This window comes from Pantoea sp. FN0305, assembly GCF_050113845.1.
In the GTDB taxonomy this organism is placed as follows: Bacteria; Pseudomonadota; Gammaproteobacteria; order Enterobacterales; family Enterobacteriaceae; genus Mixta; species Mixta alhagi.
Map to the genome: position 1 here is coordinate 92,523 of NZ_JBNJSN010000007.1, position 14,846 is coordinate 107,368.

The window sequence follows — 14,846 nt, forward strand, 5'->3', positions numbered from 1 at the left end:
ATCACAGTTTCCGTGTGGCGATAGAAACGGAGGTAAAGCCGCCCTGGCGCAGGTTATCCATCACTGTGACCAACCGTTCTACGGCGACGCCCTTATCGCTGTTGAGGATGATGGTCAGCGGTTCGCTCTGCTGCTGCTGTTTTAGCTTACCTACCAGTTCCTGCAGGGCGATCGGTTGCCCATCCAGCTGCAAACGATCGTTATCGCCCAGCGTCACAATCGCTTTTTTCTGCGGCTTCAGCTGTTGCGCGCTTGCCGCACCGGGCAACTGGGTTTTCAGTCCCTGGGCCGGTATCACATTCAGGCTAATCAGCACAAAGAACACCAGCAGAAACATCATCACGTCGATCATCGGGATCAGTTCTATATGCGCTTTGTTTTTCCTGGCTTCATTCCAGCTTCGCATGGCACCTCCTGGGTGAAAGAGCAGCCACTATAGGGGAGCTTTGTTTATTTTTTGTTACGTTTGAAAGACAAAATTTTCACAATATCCCCAGAGAACGGGCATACAGAACGGGTGAACAATAACCCTGGCTTAAGCATGCGCGGAAGGGGGCAAATCAAGAGCGGCGCTGGTCAGCCCAGCAGGCCGGATCGGTGTGTGAAACGTTGATGCGCAATAAGAAGGTAAACGCAACGAAGTACGCCCAGTAAGCAGGCTGCTTTGGATTTCGCTGCCTTGATGTTGCCGCCAACGGTTATTTATTCCTCTGCTGTAACGCTTTTTGTTGTGATCTTTATCACATAAACAGGCGATCTCAGCGAAGCGGGTCTAGACTTATCTTTACCTTTCCCTCTTTTTCTGGAGCAAAACCCTTTAATTTCAATCAATAACATCTGCACAGAACATTACAAAATCAATAACAGGGAGCACTATGACCGACTATTCATCTCAGCCCTCATCCATAGAGGTGACGGAAACCAAAGACACTATCAGGCAACGCATATTTACCGTGGTGCTGGTAGCAACGATGGGGGCGCTCGCCTTTGGTTACGATACCGGCATTATTTCCGGTTCTTTACCTTTTATGTCAGCCGCACCGTCAGAAGGCGGGCTGGGGTTAAACTCCTTTACCGAGGGACTGGTAGCGTCATCACTGATTTTCGGCGCGGCGCTGGGATCGTTTCTTAGCGGCTTTATGTCTGACCGTTTCGGGCGACGCATGACGCTGCGCAGCCTGGCGCTGCTGTTTATTGCCGGCGCGCTGGGTACTGCCGTTGCGCCATCGGTGCCGACCATGGTGGCGATGCGTTTTGTGCTGGGGATTGCTGTGGGCGGCGGCTCTGCCACCGTGCCGGTGTTTATCGCTGAAATCGCCGGGCCTAAGCGACGCGCGCCGCTGGTGAGCCGCAACGAGTTAATGATCGTCAGTGGTCAGCTGCTCGCTTATATCGTCAGCACCGTGATGAGCTATACATTGCACGATCCGCATATCTGGCGCTATATGCTGGCGCTGGCGATGGTGCCGGGCATTCTGTTGTTCATAGGCACCTTCTTTGTGCCCGCCTCACCGCACTGGCTGGTAGCGGAAGGCCGTTTCACCGAAGCGTTAAAAGTGCTGAAAAAGCTTCGTGAAACGCCGCGCGAAGTGCGCAAAGAGATGGCGGAGATGCGCAAGCAAGAGAAGCTGGCACGTAAAGGACCCTCGATAAAAGAGCTGCTTCGGGAGCGCTGGGTGATTCGTCTGCTGCTGACCGGTTGCGGTCTGGGCTTTGTAGCGCAGTTTACCGGCGTAAACGCCTTTATGTATTACACGCCGATTATCCTGAAGACCACCGGCATGGGCACCAACGCTTCCATCGCCGCCACCATCGGTAATGGCGTTGTATCGGTACTGGCGACGCTGGTGGGTATCTGGGCGGTAAGCCGCTTTAGTCGCCGCCGCATGCTGATGGCTGGACTGAGCATCGTGATTCTGGCGCAGGTGGCGCTGGGCATGACGCTGACTTTCCTGCCGCAAAACCTGATGCAAAGTTATCTGGCGCTGGGCTGTATTCTGGTATTCCTGTTTTTTATGCAGATGTGTATCTCACCGGTTTACTGGCTGCTGATGTCAGAGCTGTTCCCGATGAAAATTCGTGGCGCGCTGGCTGGCACCGCCGTCTCGTTTCAGTGGATCTGTAATGCCACCGTCGCTTTCGCTTTCCCGCTGATGTTGAATCTGATCGGCAACCAGACCTTCTTCCTGTTTGTACTGCTGAATATCGGTTCCTTTATTTTCGTTTACTTCCTGCTGCCGGAGACGCGCGGCAAGAGTCTGGAGGAGATCGAGAATATGATGCGTAGCAAATACGGTGAAGTTTAAAAAACCTGGACGGGCTATGATCGGCTCTCTTTTCGGGCTGACCGGCTCGTCCGGATTTACTTTTCCTGAACGCAAGAGGTTTAAATGTCAGGTTTATTTTCACCGTTTTCTTTGAAAGACGTGACGCTGCGTAACCGCATTGCGGTACCGCCCATGTGTCAGTACACCGCCACCGACGGCCTGAGCAACGACTGGCATCGCGTTCACTACAGCGGGCTGGCGCGCGGCGGCGCGGGACTGGTGATCGTTGAGGCAACGGCGGTAGCGCCGGAAGGCCGTATCACCCCCGGCTGTCTGGGCATCTGGAACGACGAGCAGGCAGAGAAACTGGCGCAGATCGCCCGTGATATTAAAGCGGCAGGCGCCGTACCAGGCATTCAGATCGCACACGCCGGACGTAAGGCAAGCGCTAACCGTCCGTGGGAAGGCGATGACCATATTGCCGCCGATGATGGTCGCGGCTGGGAAACCATCGCGCCTTCCGCTGTTGCCTTTGGCGCTAACCTGCCGCAGGTGCCAAAAGCGATGACGCTGGAGGATATTGCCCGCGTACGTGAAGATTTCGCCACGGCCGCCCGTCGCGCTCGCGATGCTGGTTTTGAATGGCTGGAGCTGCACTTTGCGCACGGCTATCTGGCGCAGAGCTTCTTTTCAGTACAGGCTAACCAGCGTCAGGATCAGTATGGCGGCGACCTTGCTGGCCGCAGCCGCTTTATGCTGGAAACCCTGGAAGCAGTGCGTCACGTGTGGCCGGAGAACCTGCCGCTGACCGCGCGTTTCGGCGTGATTGAGTATGACGGTCGCGATGAAGAGACGTTAGCGGAGTCGATCGAGGTAACGCGTCAGATGCGTGCCAACGGTCTGGATCTGCTGAGCGTCAGCATCGGCTTCTCTACGCCGGATGGCAATATCCCGTGGGGCCCGGCTTTCCTGGCACCGATCGCTGAACGCGTACGTCGTGAAGCGCAGATCCCGGTCGCTTCCGCCTGGGGCATCGATGCACCGGCGATTGCCAACCGTACCGTTGAAGAGCAGCAGCTGGATCTGGTTATGGTGGGCCGCGCTCATCTGGCAGATCCGCACTGGCCTTACAAAGCGGCGCTGGCGCTGAAGCAGGATAAAGCAGCCTGGGTGCTGCCTGCGCCATACGCTCACTGGCTGGAACGCTATCGCACCAGCGAGTAACGCAAATCACTCACTTCCGGCCTCGCCGGAGGTGAGTTTCCCTCCTGCTAACTGCGTTCGATCTTTTTTGCGGCCTCATCCAGCACATCAATAATGGCATACAGCGACTGCTGCGAAATAGTCTCCTCGGACAGACGCGTGTTTAAGGCGGTGCGCATATTATGAATGGCACGCTGTACTTCCGGCAGGCTGCGGTTATTGGCCAGTACCGCCAGCGACTGCATGCGGTCAATCACGCTCTCCAGCTGGGCCTGGTGCTGCTCCAGAAAATCTTTGCCTTCAGCAGTAATCCAGTGGTTTTTCTTGTTGTTATCTTCCATCTTCGCGGTAACGTAGCCCATCTCTTCCAGCAGCGTCAGATTGGGATAAACCAGGCTGGGACTGGGCGCATACTCGCCGCGTGACAGCTCTTCTATCGCCTTAATAATCTCATAGCCGTGCGCCGGCCGCGTCTCCAGAATACGCAGAATAAGCAGGCGTACTTCCGTTGCGTCCAGCAGCCGCTCTTTACGTTTTTTATGGGCAAAAAAAGCAGAACCGTTTTTATCTTTCATCCGTTTTTTCCTTTAACCTGGGGTTAAACAGGTAGCAATCCCGGCCTTCCCAGCCGGGAAAAGATCACTTCTGATGCCAGTAAGCCACGCCGCGCAGATAGTTTTCATTTATCTGACGTTCCCCGATCAGATCATCAAGCAGCGCTTTTACCCGGGCGCCTTCGCCGGTGAGCCAGAGGAAATATCCCTGCTGCGGGATCGTCAACTGCCGTAGCGCATGCCGTGCGGCATCAACATCGCCTGCGGGCAGAAAGTGACAGGTCACGCCCGCCAGCGAGGGCAGGTAAGCTCTGCTCTGCGTTTCATCCGCCATAATCATGACGTGGATCTCTGCATCTGGCTGTGCTGCCTGAATTTCAGTCAGGCGACGGTTTAATGCGGGCAGGCTGGATTCATCACACAGGTAGAGCTGAAACGCATAGTCCAGCGGCATACAGAAAGAGCCACGCGGGCCGCCAATCACCAGCGGATCGCCGGGCTGCGCTTTTTCTGCCCAGCCGCTGGCGAGACCGCCTGGATGGATAAAGAAATCGATGGTCAGCGTATTGGCTGCTGCATCCCAGGTCAGCGGCGTATAGTCGCGCGACTGCGGACGCTTGCCTTCCGGCCATACCACGCCCTGATCGCTGATTTCCGGCAGCAGCAGCTCGCCGTTTTCTGCATCAGGGAAAAAGAGTTTGATGTGGTCATCGAAGCTGTGGGAATTAAAGCCCTGCAGGTCGTCGCCGGTGAAGCAAATACGGTAGAAACTGCCCATCTGCGTCTTGTGCAGTACACGCAGCTGCCGCAGTTTTAGCTGATTTTTTCTGCGTGTGGGAAGGGGCCATTCCTGGGTAAAGATCTCTGCGCTCATCGCCGTCGCCTTATAGTGAAGTAAGAGCAGAAACATATCTAAGATATATCTTTATCACAAGCGCCTTTTGTGCGCCTTTTGGTAAAGATTGACTATTTTTTTGCCTGTTTGTTAACCGAAACGGGTTATTTTTACTACGCTTTTGCAGTACTGCGTTACGGCTGTAAATGTTTTGCTGCCGTTTTTTCTTGTTACTTCAGGAGCCTGCCAATGAACCCCTATGCGACCAGACGTCACTCTGCGTTTGCAGTGGCGCTGTATGAATTTCTTAATCCTGTTCCGCTGGGCTTTTTCGTCGCTGCCTGGATTTTCGACATTATTTACTTCAATAGTTACAACCCAATGTGGACTAAAAGCGCCAGCTGGCTAATTGTGTTTGGGCTGATTATTGCCATTATTCCCCGGCTGATTAATCTGGTGCAGGTATGGGTAGGTGCTTCATGGCCGCAAACCTCGCCGGTAAAAATTCATTTTTGGGCCAATCTTCTGGCGATCGTGCTGGCGATTTTTAATGCCTTTATTCACAGCCGCGATGCTTATGCCGTGGTGCCGACAGGCGTGATCCTTTCCACGCTGGTGGTGGCGCTGCTCTGTCTCGCCAATATCCAACTGGCCCTGCGCCTTCGTAGTGCAGAAGGAGCGACACGATGAAAAAATTACTCTTGCTCGCCGTCTCTTCCGCGCTGCTGTTAAGCGGCTGTGATGAACAGGCTACCATCGATCCCAGCCAGCAAATGGGCCCCGATCCGGTATTGCCGAAGGCGCAGGATTTTCTGATCCCGCCAATGCAGGTGCCGAAAGGGGTTGCCTGGAAGCAGGGCGAAGCGCCTAAGGTCGCCAGCGGTCTGCAAATTACCAAAGTGGCAGATGGTCTGATGCACCCACGCCAGGTTTACGTACTGCCTAATAATGATGTGCTGGTGGTTGAAGCCAACAGCCCAGGCTCGAAGCCAATAAGTATGCCGAAACAGCTGGTGATGGGAGTGGTGCAGCAATCGTCCGGAAAAGGCGGGAAGGGTGGCAACCGCATCACGTTGCTGCGCAATTCCAGCGGCGACGGCGTGACCTGGGAGAAACATGTTTTTCTTGAGGGGCTGCATTCGCCGTTTGGCGTACAGCTGGTGGGCGATACGCTCTATGTGGCTAATGCCGACAATATCATGCGCTATCGCTATGAAGAGGGTGCGACACGCATTACCGACCCCGGCACTGAGGTAACCGATCTGCCTGGTGGGCCGCTTAATCATCACTGGACCAAGTCGCTGTTAGCCAGTCCGGATGGCAGCAAGCTGTATGTGGGCGTCGGCTCCAACAGTAATGTTGGCGAGAATGGGATCGGCGCGGAGTATCGCCGGGCGGCGGTGCTGGAAGTGGATACCGCTACCGGCGGCAGCCGTATCTATGCCAGCGGCCTGCGTAACCCCACCGGGCTACAGTGGGAACCACAAACCGGCAAACTGTGGGCGATCGTTAACGAGCGTGACGAGATCGGTGCCGATCTGGTGCCCGACTATCTGACTTCGGTACAGGAAGGCGGCTTTTACGGTTGGCCCTATAGCTATTTTGGTCAACATATCGATCATCGCATTATGCCGCAGCGTCCCGATTTGGTGAAAAAAGCGATTAAGCCGGACTATGCCCTAAGCTCGCATGTGGCGCCGCTGGGCCTGATATTTTATACCGGCACCACGCTGCCGGAAAAATATCATGGCGGTGCCTTTATCAGCGAGCACGGCAGCTGGGATCGGACACCGCTGAACGGCTATCGCGTATCGTTTGTCGCTTTCCAGAATGGCCGTCCGGTTGGTAAGCCGGAGCCGGTGGTCACCGGTTTCCTGACGGACGATCATAAGGAAGTTCGCGGCCTGCCGGTGGGCCTGGCAATGGATAAGCAGGGCGGCGTGCTGATTGCGGATGATGCCGGGGATACCGTCTGGCGGGTTAGCGCGGCACGGTAATGAGCGGTTCCCGGAGCGCCGCTGGCACTCCGGAAGAAGATTAATCCGCGAGGAAAGGATAATCGGTGTAGCCGCGCTCGTATGGCGGCTCCATCCGATAGAGGTTGTCACTATCCAGCGCGTTTAACGGCGCCTGATGCGCAAAGCGCGCCACCAAATCCGGATTCGCGATAAACAGTTTGCCAAAGCTCACAGCATCAGCGCCCCCTTCTGCAATCAGCTTTTCCGCTTCTTCACGCGTAATTCCCTCGTTCGCAATAAATGCACCGCTAAACTTCTCGCGCACCAGCGGTCCAATAGGCTCCGCCTGCGTTAACGCTTCACGGGCAAAAATAAAGGCCAGCTTGCGGGCATCAAGCTGTTCTGCGACATAGCCAAACAGCGCGCGCGGACTGGAGTCTGACATGGAATAGGCATTAGACATCAGGTTTAAATGCACGCCAACGCGATCGGCGGGCCAGACCTGCAGAACCGCATCGACCACTTCCAGCAGGAAACGGGTACGGTTTTCAATCGGGCCGCCATACTGGTCAGTACGCTGGTTGGAGCCATCATGCAGAAACTGATCGATCAGGTAGCCGTTGGCAGCGTGAATATCGATACCGTCAAAGCCCGCCCGTTTGGCGTTTTCTGCAGCCCGGCGAAAATCTTCCACAATAGCGGCGATCTCACTGGTTTCCAGCGCGCGCGGCGTAACGTAAGGGCGCTGTGGACGAACCAGCGTCACGTGACCCTCAGGCGCAATGGCCGAAGGCGCTACCGGCAACTCGCCGTTAAGGTGAATCGGATCGGAAACCCGGCCTACATGCCATAGCTGGATGATAATCTTGCCGCCAGCCTGATGCACCGCATCGGTGATTTGACGCCAGCCAGCAACCTGCTCCTCGCTCCAGATGCCCGGCGTATGAGGATAGCCCACGCCCTGCGGTGAAATTGACGTGGCTTCAGTCACGATTAGTCCTGCGCTGGCGCGCTGCACGTAGTGTTTTAGCATGATTTCATTTGGCGTACGTGCTTCAACCGCACGCATCCGCGTCAGCGGTGCCATCACGATACGATTTTTTAATTCCAGCGCGCCGATTTTTACCGGCTGGTACAAGCTTGTCATAATTACCTCATCCATTCAGTGAGCGTCAGACTTCAGTGAAATCATCATGCGGAGTGGGAGGTGGAGCGTCAATGCATAGCGGTGCAGCGGGGGAAGGGGCAGCATATTCTGTTAAAGTTAGATACGCGTTTTATGAATAAAAAATCACTATTATTGTGATAAAAAACGCTATCTTATAAATTAGTATTTTAAATTCAACTTATTAACTGTTTATGATGTGATTGTCTATGCAGATTTCAGGGTTGTTTCCCGCAATAAAAAATGACATCATGACGCCACTTTTTTATCGTGCATCGTTATTGCGGGAGTGAGCGCTATGTTCGGATCGTTGCAAGCCCAGCACCGCTGCGCCCGTGGTTATCGATCGCGGCGTGGACACGCTTCCTTTTTCCCTTCGGCAAACTCTCTATTCACCATGCGGTGAGGTTAATCTACGCTCCCTGTTGGACATGAGTAAAAACAGACGTGCTCTGATTTTACTGATGTCTATCGGTTGCAGCTGGAACCCTTTTGGCTTCGCATCCTCTCGACATCTTTCGCCGGGAAACTGATTCCCATTGCTGTGCCTTGCGCACCCGCTCATCCTTGACGCCTGAGGATTTGTGTTATGACACCATTGAAAATAGCTGCCAGCGCCGCGCTGGTGCCATCACTTCCTGTTGGACGAGAGATCGTTGCGCTCGATAAGACAGACTTTACCGATGTAGCGGCGGTCGTGGTTTCTGTTGCGGACGCGCGTAGCGGCATGTTGGGGTTATTACGCCATACTGGCTTTACGTTTCCGGTATTTGTGGCGGTGATGCAGCCCAGCGAAACGGTGGATCTGCCGCAGGTAACAGGCGTGCTGGACGGCAGCGCTGAGTCACTAACACAGCTGATGCAGGCGGCGGATAACTATGAAGCGACGCTGCTGCCGCCGTTCTTCGATACCCTGACCAAATATGTCGCCATGAATAATAGTACTTTCGCCTGTCCGGGCCATCAGGGCGGTGCCTTTTTCCGCAAGCATCCGGCGGGGCGTCAGTTTTATGAGTTTTATGGCGAAAATCTGTTTCGCTCGGATATGTGCAATGCGGATGTCAGACTAGGCGATCTGTTGATTCACGAAGGGTCGGCGAAAGATGCCCAAAAATTTGCCGCCAAAGTTTTTAACGCGGATAAGACCTACTTTGTGCTGAACGGCACCTCCAGCGCCAACAAAGTGGTTACCAATGCGCTGCTGACGCGTGGCGATCTGGTGCTGTTCGATCGTAATAACCATAAGTCTAATCATCATGGCGCGTTGATTCAGGCGGGCGCGACGCCGGTTTATCTGGAAGCGGCGCGTAATCCTTTTGGTTTTATTGGCGGTATCGACGCGCGCTGTTTTGATGAGGCATATTTGCGTGAACAACTGCGCCGCGTTGCACCGCAGCGCGCCGAAGAGGCAAGGCCGTTTCGCCTGGCGATCATTCAGTTGGGCACCTATGACGGTACGGTGTACAACGCCCGTCAGGTGATCGATCGCATTGGCCACCTCTGTGATTACATTCTGTTTGATTCTGCCTGGGTGGGCTATGAGCAGTTTATTCCGGTGATGGAAGCCTGTTCGCCGCTGCTGCTTGAGCTTAATGAAAACGATCCGGGAATATTTGTTACCCAGTCGGTTCATAAGCAGCAGGCGGGGTTTTCACAAACGTCGCAGATCCATAAAAAGGATAACCATATTCGCGGACAGCGGCGCTTTTGCAGCCATAAGCGGCTGAATAATGCGTTTATGCTGCACGCCTCAACCAGCCCTTTTTATCCCTTATTCGCCGCGCTGGATGTGAACGCCAAAATGCATCAGGGCGCAGCAGGACGGCGGCTGTGGCATGAGTGCGTTACGCTGGGGATTGAAGCGCGCAAAGCGATTCTGTCCCATTGCAGCCTGATCCGTCCTTTTATCCCGGAAAGCGTGGATGGCCAACCGTGGCAGGCAGCGCCAAGTGAGCAAATTGCTCTTGATGTCCGTTATTTCAGCTTCGCGCCGGACGAAAAATGGCATGGATTTGCCGGCTATGCGCCGGGCCAGTATCTGATCGATCCCTGTAAGCTGTTGCTGACCACGCCCGGTATCGATGCCGCCAACGGTGAATACAGCAGCTTTGGCATTCCGGCTACGATTCTGGCTAACTACCTGCGTGAAAACGGCATCGTGCCGGAGAAATCGGATCTGAATTCCATCCTTTTTCTGCTGACGCCTGCGGAAAGCGCGGAAAAAATGGCTCAGCTGGTGGCAATGCTGGTGCGTTTTGAACAGCACATCCGCGAAGATTCGCTGATGAGCGAGGTTCTGCCGGTGCTGTACAGCAAACATGCTGACCGCTATCGCGGCTATCGTCTGCGTCGCTTATGCCAGGAAATGCACGATTTGTATGTGAGCTATGGTGTAAAAGATTTACAGAAAGCGATGTTTCGTCAGGCCAGCTTGCCGCAGGTCAGAATGAACGCGCAGGATGCTAATCAGGCCTTTATTCGTGGAAATGTTGAGCTGGTGCCTGTCGCACAGGCGGAAGGTTTGATTGCTGCAGAAGGCGCATTGCCTTATCCACCCGGCGTGCTGTGCGTAGTGCCCGGCGAAGTGTGGGGCGGGGCAGCATTGCGTTACTTTTTAGCGCTGGAAGCGGGCATAAACCTGCTGCCGGGTTTTTCACCGGAACTGCAAGGCGTGTATACCGAAACGGACAGCGAGGGCGTGAAAAGGTTATATGGATATATCATTACAGAATGAGGGTTTATCTTGACGCTAGACAGTTAACTGTATGATAATTTTTAGATAAATTTTCCCTGGTGTTGGCCAAATGGCAACCTGATCTCATATGGTCAGGTTTTTTTTTGCGTGTAATTTATTCTTTGTCTTTTACTTTCATACACTTTACGATGTATGTACCATGGTTGTAAGTTACACTTTAGTATAGGGGTCCTGCATTAGCGGGAAAATTAAGGAAGATACAACGTTATTTTGAGGTTATGGATGTCACTATTTTTTTCAGAAAATCAGGCGATCATCGACACCGCACAGCACTATTTCGATAGCGAATTAAATCAGCTTGGCGATTTAAAATATGCCTATATGGTTTTAAATAAAAAGAATCCCGCTGACATGGTGATTATTTCAAACTACCCGAAAGAATGGGTAGAGATTTATAAAGAAAATAATTATCAGCAAATTGATCCTGTGGTTATTGCATCCTTTACGCGTATTTCGCCTTTCTCATGGGACGAGAATATCACGATCAATAGCGAGCTAAACTTTTCCAAGATTTTCAATCTATCTAAAAATTATAAGATCGTTAACGGTCATACTTTTGTTTTACATGATTATTACAATAACCTTGCCTTGCTTTCTATTTTAATGAATGAAAATCATGTTCATGAAACCGAAGCGATTGTTGCGCAGCATCAGGAACAGTTACAGATGCTATTGATCAAAGCGCATGACAAGGTCATCTCGCTCTATAAAGAGATGGATGATAACGCTGCCAGTAAAAAACAGGTGAGTAAAGATATTTTCTCACCGCGTGAAAATGAAATTCTTTACTGGGCCAGCGTTGGGAAAACTTACCAGGAAATAGCGCTTATCCTGGATATCAAAGTAAGCACCGTAAAATTCCACATTGGCAATGTTGTCAAAAAACTGGGCGTGATGAACGCAAAACATGCCATCAGGATGGGTATTGAACTACAGCTAATTAAACCTGCCGCAGGTTAGGCTGAAAAGCCAGCGGCCACTTAGCTAACTCTTTGTCATCAAAAAGTTTATCCTGATTGGATTTCTCAATAAGTATATCGCGGTTTTTATCGTCAATCGGTAAAAACACGATATAAATTTTTTCTTTTTTCTCAGACAGCGTTTGCTCAACTACTGAAATTTCCCAGCCGGAACGTTTCAATATACGCAGCATCGCATGACTGACCAGGGTATATATGCCTTCATAACCATAATGACGCGCATAATTTACCATTGCCAAAAAAAGCATGTTACTGACGGGATATTGATAAAGATCGGAAGAGCGAGCGCGCTCTTTATCAACAAAGAAACGGCTGGATTCTATATAGTTTCCTGCAGGCAACTCAACATTATTAAACCAGGGTGCAAAGGTATGGCTGATCATATTAGGGTAGCGGGTTTCGATAAATCTTACGCTGCATAATACGTTATCGTTATGAATACCGAACACATATGTTGTATGTTCGTTATCATACTCATCAAACTCCATACCATTGATGCAGTTAACTGCCCAGTCCAGGCGATCTTTGAAGGTTTCCTTCCTCAGGATAAATAGCTCGCTCGACCTTTGCTCTGATAACTTTTGGTAGTTAATGTCAAGAAAATTTATCATGCTGACTCCATTTCGATGATGTTGTTTTGCATCTGAATTACAAAACCTAATCCGGAGCGTAAACTATTCCGGTAAAATCCTGCCCTGATTTTCGCTTTTTCCGACGCGCTTGTACAGCGTACAAAGAATGTGTTGTGCAGAGAGGATAGAGGAAAGGCGTACCTCGCTTAAACATAAGGCAAGGGCTTTGTCTGTACCAGACAAAAATTTAGAGCGTCAGCTAACTGCGCTTTAGCCAGCAATGCGAAGATCTATGCAATATTGACTGGCTAAGAAATAACCTATAGCGATTTACCCGACAGGCAAATGGCCTAAACTGACGCACTTTGATAAGGCCGAAAGGGAAAGCCGCAACGATCTACTTATCTGCAGCCGATTCCAGCTGCGCATCTTCCCGCGCCTGACGTACAATAGCCTTAGCGATCCAACGCGCCACGCCCTGCAGAGAGTCATCATCACAACCCCAAATATCTTTCATTACCAGAAAGATCTCAGAACCATATACCAGCGATAACGCATACATCACTTTCTGCAACAGCTCCGGGGAGAGTTCAGTTTTTAGCGGCTCAACCACACGCTGCAGTGTTTGCTTACGATTACCGCGTACCAGCTTTTCTTTCACCAGCGGCAAATCCGTTGAGCGAGACTGCGCCCACTGCGTCAGGGATAAGTGCAGCGCTGCACGGAGCGTACCTTCATGTTGCAACATGCGTGGGAAAGCGAAAGCCAGTAATTCATCAATACGATCGCTGACATCGGGTTTTGTCGGCTGGAAATTTTTCATCGGGCTCAGCGTTTCAGTGACTATGGCTGAAACCAGCGCGCTTTGTGTAGGGAAGTAACGGTATGCTGTGGCGCGTGATAGCTGGGCTGCCTGAGCCACTTCGGTAATAGAAGGAAAGCTACCGCTATCAAACATTTTCATTGCCGTTTCAATTAATAGCCTGCGCGTACGGGCGCGCGTGGACGTCATCGGCATATCTGCCTGGGTGTCCCTTTCAACCACTTTAACCCCTTGTTTTCTCTGTTTGGACTCAGAGTCCGCTGATTCGCCAAGCTCTGTTGGCACTATAACAGAACTCATAATATTAACAGCCAACATTCGTCCTGTTTAATCATCAGTTTTTTCTCATTATTGTTGAGACGTGCATTTCATTCGCTTGATTTAACATTCAGGACGATGATACTGTTGTCTCGAACGGACGGTCTTCCCTCCGCTTATAAAGAGCATTTTGGTTTTTATTTCAGTTTTATCAAGCTTTTAATGGCTTTTGTGACAGGAATGGTTAACAGAAATGAAAGAAGAAACCGGTTATATCTACATTGCTGCTACAGCGGATACTAAAGGAAGGGAACTGTTTTACGTTCGTGATTTGATTAGAAAAACTGGCTTGCAGGCGCTGACGGTTGACTTATCAACTCAAGCACTTAGCACCAGTTCCGCTGCTGATGTAAAGCCAGAAGAGGTAGCGGCTTTTCATCCCCAGGGTACGGAGGCCGTTTTTTGCGGCGACCGTGGCCGCGCGATCGAGGCAATGGCGCTCGCTTTTCAGAATTACCTTAAAACCCGTAAAGATGTTGTTGGTCTTCTCGGTTTGGGCGGCTCAGGCGGCACCGCGCTGATTACGCCAGCGATGCAGGATTTAGCGGTCGGCGTGCCGAAAGTGATGGTCTCGACCATGGCCTCGGGCGATATCGCAGGCTATATCGGCGCCAGCGACATCAGCATGCTCTATTCCGTAACCGACGTGGCGGGCCTTAACCGTATTTCACGTCAGGTGCTTGGCAACGCTGCACATCAAATCGCAGGCGCTGTGCTGTTCCAGCCGGAAGCCTGTGCAGATGATAAACCTGCGCTTGGCTTAACCATGTTTGGCGTAACAACGCCCTGTATCCAGGCAGTAAGCCAGCAGCTGGAAGATGAGTTCGATTGTCTGGTTTTTCATGCCACCGGCAGCGGCGGCATGGCGATGGAAAAACTGGCGGATAGCGGCATGCTGGCCGGCGTGCTGGATCTGACCACTACTGAAGTTTGCGACCTGTTAGCCGGTGGCGTACTGGCCTGCGCTGAAACGCGCTTTGATGCTATTGCCCGCTCACAGGTGCCTTATGTTGTTTCCTGCGGCGCGCTGGATATGGTCAATTTCGGTCATCCGTCCAGCGTGCCGGAAAAATATGCGGACCGGCTGTTTTATCATCATAACGCCCAGGTCACGCTAATGCGCACCACACCAGGGGAAAACCGCGCGATGGCGAAGTGGATTGCCGCCAAGCTTAATCGCTGCGAAGGGGAAGTACGGTTTTTAATTCCGGAAGGGGGATTTTCCGCTCTTGACGCGCCGGGGATGCCATTCTGGTCACCTGAAGCAAACAGGGCGTTTATCTCTACGCTGGAAGCAGAACTGATACCAACCGAAAAAAGAAAAATAATACGATTACCTTATAACATTAATGATGCAATGTTTGCTGACGCTGCAGTTGAAGCGTTTCGTACCATCAACACCAGGGAGTTCTAATC

Annotated in this window: 13 protein-coding genes; 7 read left to right on the plus strand and 6 right to left on the minus strand. The window is 52.0% G+C overall.

Annotation, left to right across the window (positions count from 1 at the left end):
- Position 1: 1 nt before the first annotated feature.
- Positions 2 to 406: an ExbD/TolR family protein gene (locus ACQE3Y_RS14755; RefSeq protein ID WP_426973551.1), complete on the minus strand. Its 405-nt coding sequence runs from the start codon at positions 404 to 406 to the stop codon at positions 2 to 4.
- Between the two features lie 454 nt (positions 407 to 860).
- On the opposite strand from ACQE3Y_RS14755, the gene ACQE3Y_RS14760 reads away from it, so the two are divergent.
- Together ACQE3Y_RS14760 and ACQE3Y_RS14765 are read left to right on the plus strand one after the other, a co-directional pair.
- A complete protein-coding gene (locus tag ACQE3Y_RS14760; protein WP_426973746.1) occupies positions 861 to 2,306 on the plus strand; it encodes a sugar porter family MFS transporter in 1,446 nt (481 codons plus the stop codon).
- Between the two features lie 84 nt (positions 2,307 to 2,390).
- The gene (locus tag ACQE3Y_RS14765; protein ID WP_426973552.1) at positions 2,391 to 3,491 is read left to right on the plus strand and encodes an NADH:flavin oxidoreductase/NADH oxidase; all 1,101 of its coding nucleotides are present in this window, start codon (positions 2,391 to 2,393) and stop codon (positions 3,489 to 3,491) included.
- Positions 3,492 to 3,538: 47 nt separating this feature from the next.
- On the opposite strand, the gene ACQE3Y_RS14770 is transcribed toward ACQE3Y_RS14765, so the two are convergent.
- Together ACQE3Y_RS14770 and ACQE3Y_RS14775 are read right to left on the minus strand one after the other, a co-directional pair.
- Positions 3,539 to 4,045, minus strand: coding sequence for a PadR family transcriptional regulator (locus ACQE3Y_RS14770; RefSeq protein ID WP_426973553.1), 507 nt, complete (start codon positions 4,043 to 4,045; stop codon positions 3,539 to 3,541).
- A 64-nt stretch (positions 4,046 to 4,109) separates the two neighbouring features.
- A complete protein-coding gene (locus ACQE3Y_RS14775) occupies positions 4,110 to 4,898 on the minus strand; it encodes a siderophore-interacting protein (RefSeq protein ID WP_426973554.1) in 789 nt (262 codons plus the stop codon).
- Between the two features lie 210 nt (positions 4,899 to 5,108).
- Here ACQE3Y_RS14775 and ACQE3Y_RS14780 point away from each other — a divergent pair, with 210 nt between their 5' ends.
- The gene (locus ACQE3Y_RS14780) at positions 5,109 to 5,549 is read left to right on the plus strand and encodes a DUF2231 domain-containing protein (protein ID WP_426973555.1); all 441 of its coding nucleotides are present in this window, start codon (positions 5,109 to 5,111) and stop codon (positions 5,547 to 5,549) included.
- Positions 5,546 to 6,856: a PQQ-dependent sugar dehydrogenase gene (locus ACQE3Y_RS14785; RefSeq protein ID WP_426973556.1), complete on the plus strand. Its 1,311-nt coding sequence runs from the start codon at positions 5,546 to 5,548 to the stop codon at positions 6,854 to 6,856. Before ACQE3Y_RS14780 ends, ACQE3Y_RS14785 begins: the two co-directional genes overlap by 4 nt.
- A 40-nt stretch (positions 6,857 to 6,896) precedes the next feature.
- On the opposite strand, the gene ACQE3Y_RS14790 is transcribed toward ACQE3Y_RS14785, so the two are convergent.
- Positions 6,897 to 7,964, minus strand: coding sequence for an alkene reductase (locus ACQE3Y_RS14790; protein ID WP_426981978.1), 1,068 nt, complete (start codon positions 7,962 to 7,964; stop codon positions 6,897 to 6,899).
- A 607-nt stretch (positions 7,965 to 8,571) separates the two neighbouring features.
- Here ACQE3Y_RS14790 and ACQE3Y_RS14795 point away from each other — a divergent pair.
- Together ACQE3Y_RS14795 and ACQE3Y_RS14800 are read left to right on the plus strand one after the other, a co-directional pair.
- The gene (locus ACQE3Y_RS14795; protein ID WP_426973558.1) at positions 8,572 to 10,716 is read left to right on the plus strand and encodes an ornithine decarboxylase; all 2,145 of its coding nucleotides are present in this window, start codon (positions 8,572 to 8,574) and stop codon (positions 10,714 to 10,716) included.
- Between the two features lie 243 nt (positions 10,717 to 10,959).
- On the plus strand, positions 10,960 to 11,697 hold the full coding sequence (locus ACQE3Y_RS14800) for a LuxR family transcriptional regulator (protein ID WP_250650847.1): 738 nt from the start codon (positions 10,960 to 10,962) through the stop codon (positions 11,695 to 11,697).
- On the opposite strand, the gene ACQE3Y_RS14805 is transcribed toward ACQE3Y_RS14800, so the two are convergent.
- Both ACQE3Y_RS14805 and ACQE3Y_RS14810 read right to left on the minus strand, forming a co-directional pair.
- Positions 11,678 to 12,328: an acyl-homoserine-lactone synthase gene (locus ACQE3Y_RS14805; RefSeq protein WP_426973560.1), complete on the minus strand. Its 651-nt coding sequence runs from the start codon at positions 12,326 to 12,328 to the stop codon at positions 11,678 to 11,680. The genes ACQE3Y_RS14800 and ACQE3Y_RS14805 overlap by 20 nt on opposite strands.
- A 358-nt stretch (positions 12,329 to 12,686) precedes the next feature.
- Positions 12,687 to 13,307 (minus strand): TetR/AcrR family transcriptional regulator, encoded by a 621-nt coding sequence (locus tag ACQE3Y_RS14810; protein WP_426973747.1) that lies wholly within the window; start codon positions 13,305 to 13,307, stop codon positions 12,687 to 12,689.
- Between the two features lie 316 nt (positions 13,308 to 13,623).
- On the opposite strand from ACQE3Y_RS14810, the gene ACQE3Y_RS14815 reads away from it, so the two are divergent.
- Positions 13,624 to 14,844 (plus strand): Tm-1-like ATP-binding domain-containing protein, encoded by a 1,221-nt coding sequence (locus ACQE3Y_RS14815; protein ID WP_426981979.1) that lies wholly within the window; start codon positions 13,624 to 13,626, stop codon positions 14,842 to 14,844.
- The last annotated feature ends 2 nt before the right edge of the window (positions 14,845 to 14,846 follow it).

Coding starts and splice junctions, on each gene's coding strand:
- ACQE3Y_RS14755 (WP_426973551.1), bottom strand. CDS start 406: ATGCGAAGCTGGAATGAAGCCAGGAAAAACAAAGCGCATATAGAACTG.
- ACQE3Y_RS14765 (WP_426973552.1), top strand. CDS start 2,391: ATGTCAGGTTTATTTTCACCGTTTTCTTTGAAAGACGTGACGCTGCGT.
- ACQE3Y_RS14770 (WP_426973553.1), bottom strand. CDS start 4,045: ATGAAAGATAAAAACGGTTCTGCTTTTTTTGCCCATAAAAAACGTAAA.
- ACQE3Y_RS14775 (WP_426973554.1), bottom strand. CDS start 4,898: ATGAGCGCAGAGATCTTTACCCAGGAATGGCCCCTTCCCACACGCAGA.
- ACQE3Y_RS14780 (WP_426973555.1), top strand. CDS start 5,109: ATGAACCCCTATGCGACCAGACGTCACTCTGCGTTTGCAGTGGCGCTG.
- ACQE3Y_RS14785 (WP_426973556.1), top strand. CDS start 5,546: ATGAAAAAATTACTCTTGCTCGCCGTCTCTTCCGCGCTGCTGTTAAGC.
- ACQE3Y_RS14790 (WP_426981978.1), bottom strand. CDS start 7,964: ATGACAAGCTTGTACCAGCCGGTAAAAATCGGCGCGCTGGAATTAAAA.
- ACQE3Y_RS14795 (WP_426973558.1), top strand. CDS start 8,572: ATGACACCATTGAAAATAGCTGCCAGCGCCGCGCTGGTGCCATCACTT.
- ACQE3Y_RS14800 (WP_250650847.1), top strand. CDS start 10,960: ATGTCACTATTTTTTTCAGAAAATCAGGCGATCATCGACACCGCACAG.
- ACQE3Y_RS14805 (WP_426973560.1), bottom strand. CDS start 12,328: ATGATAAATTTTCTTGACATTAACTACCAAAAGTTATCAGAGCAAAGG.
- ACQE3Y_RS14810 (WP_426973747.1), bottom strand. CDS start 13,307: ATGCCGATGACGTCCACGCGCGCCCGTACGCGCAGGCTATTAATTGAA.
- ACQE3Y_RS14815 (WP_426981979.1), top strand. CDS start 13,624: ATGAAAGAAGAAACCGGTTATATCTACATTGCTGCTACAGCGGATACT.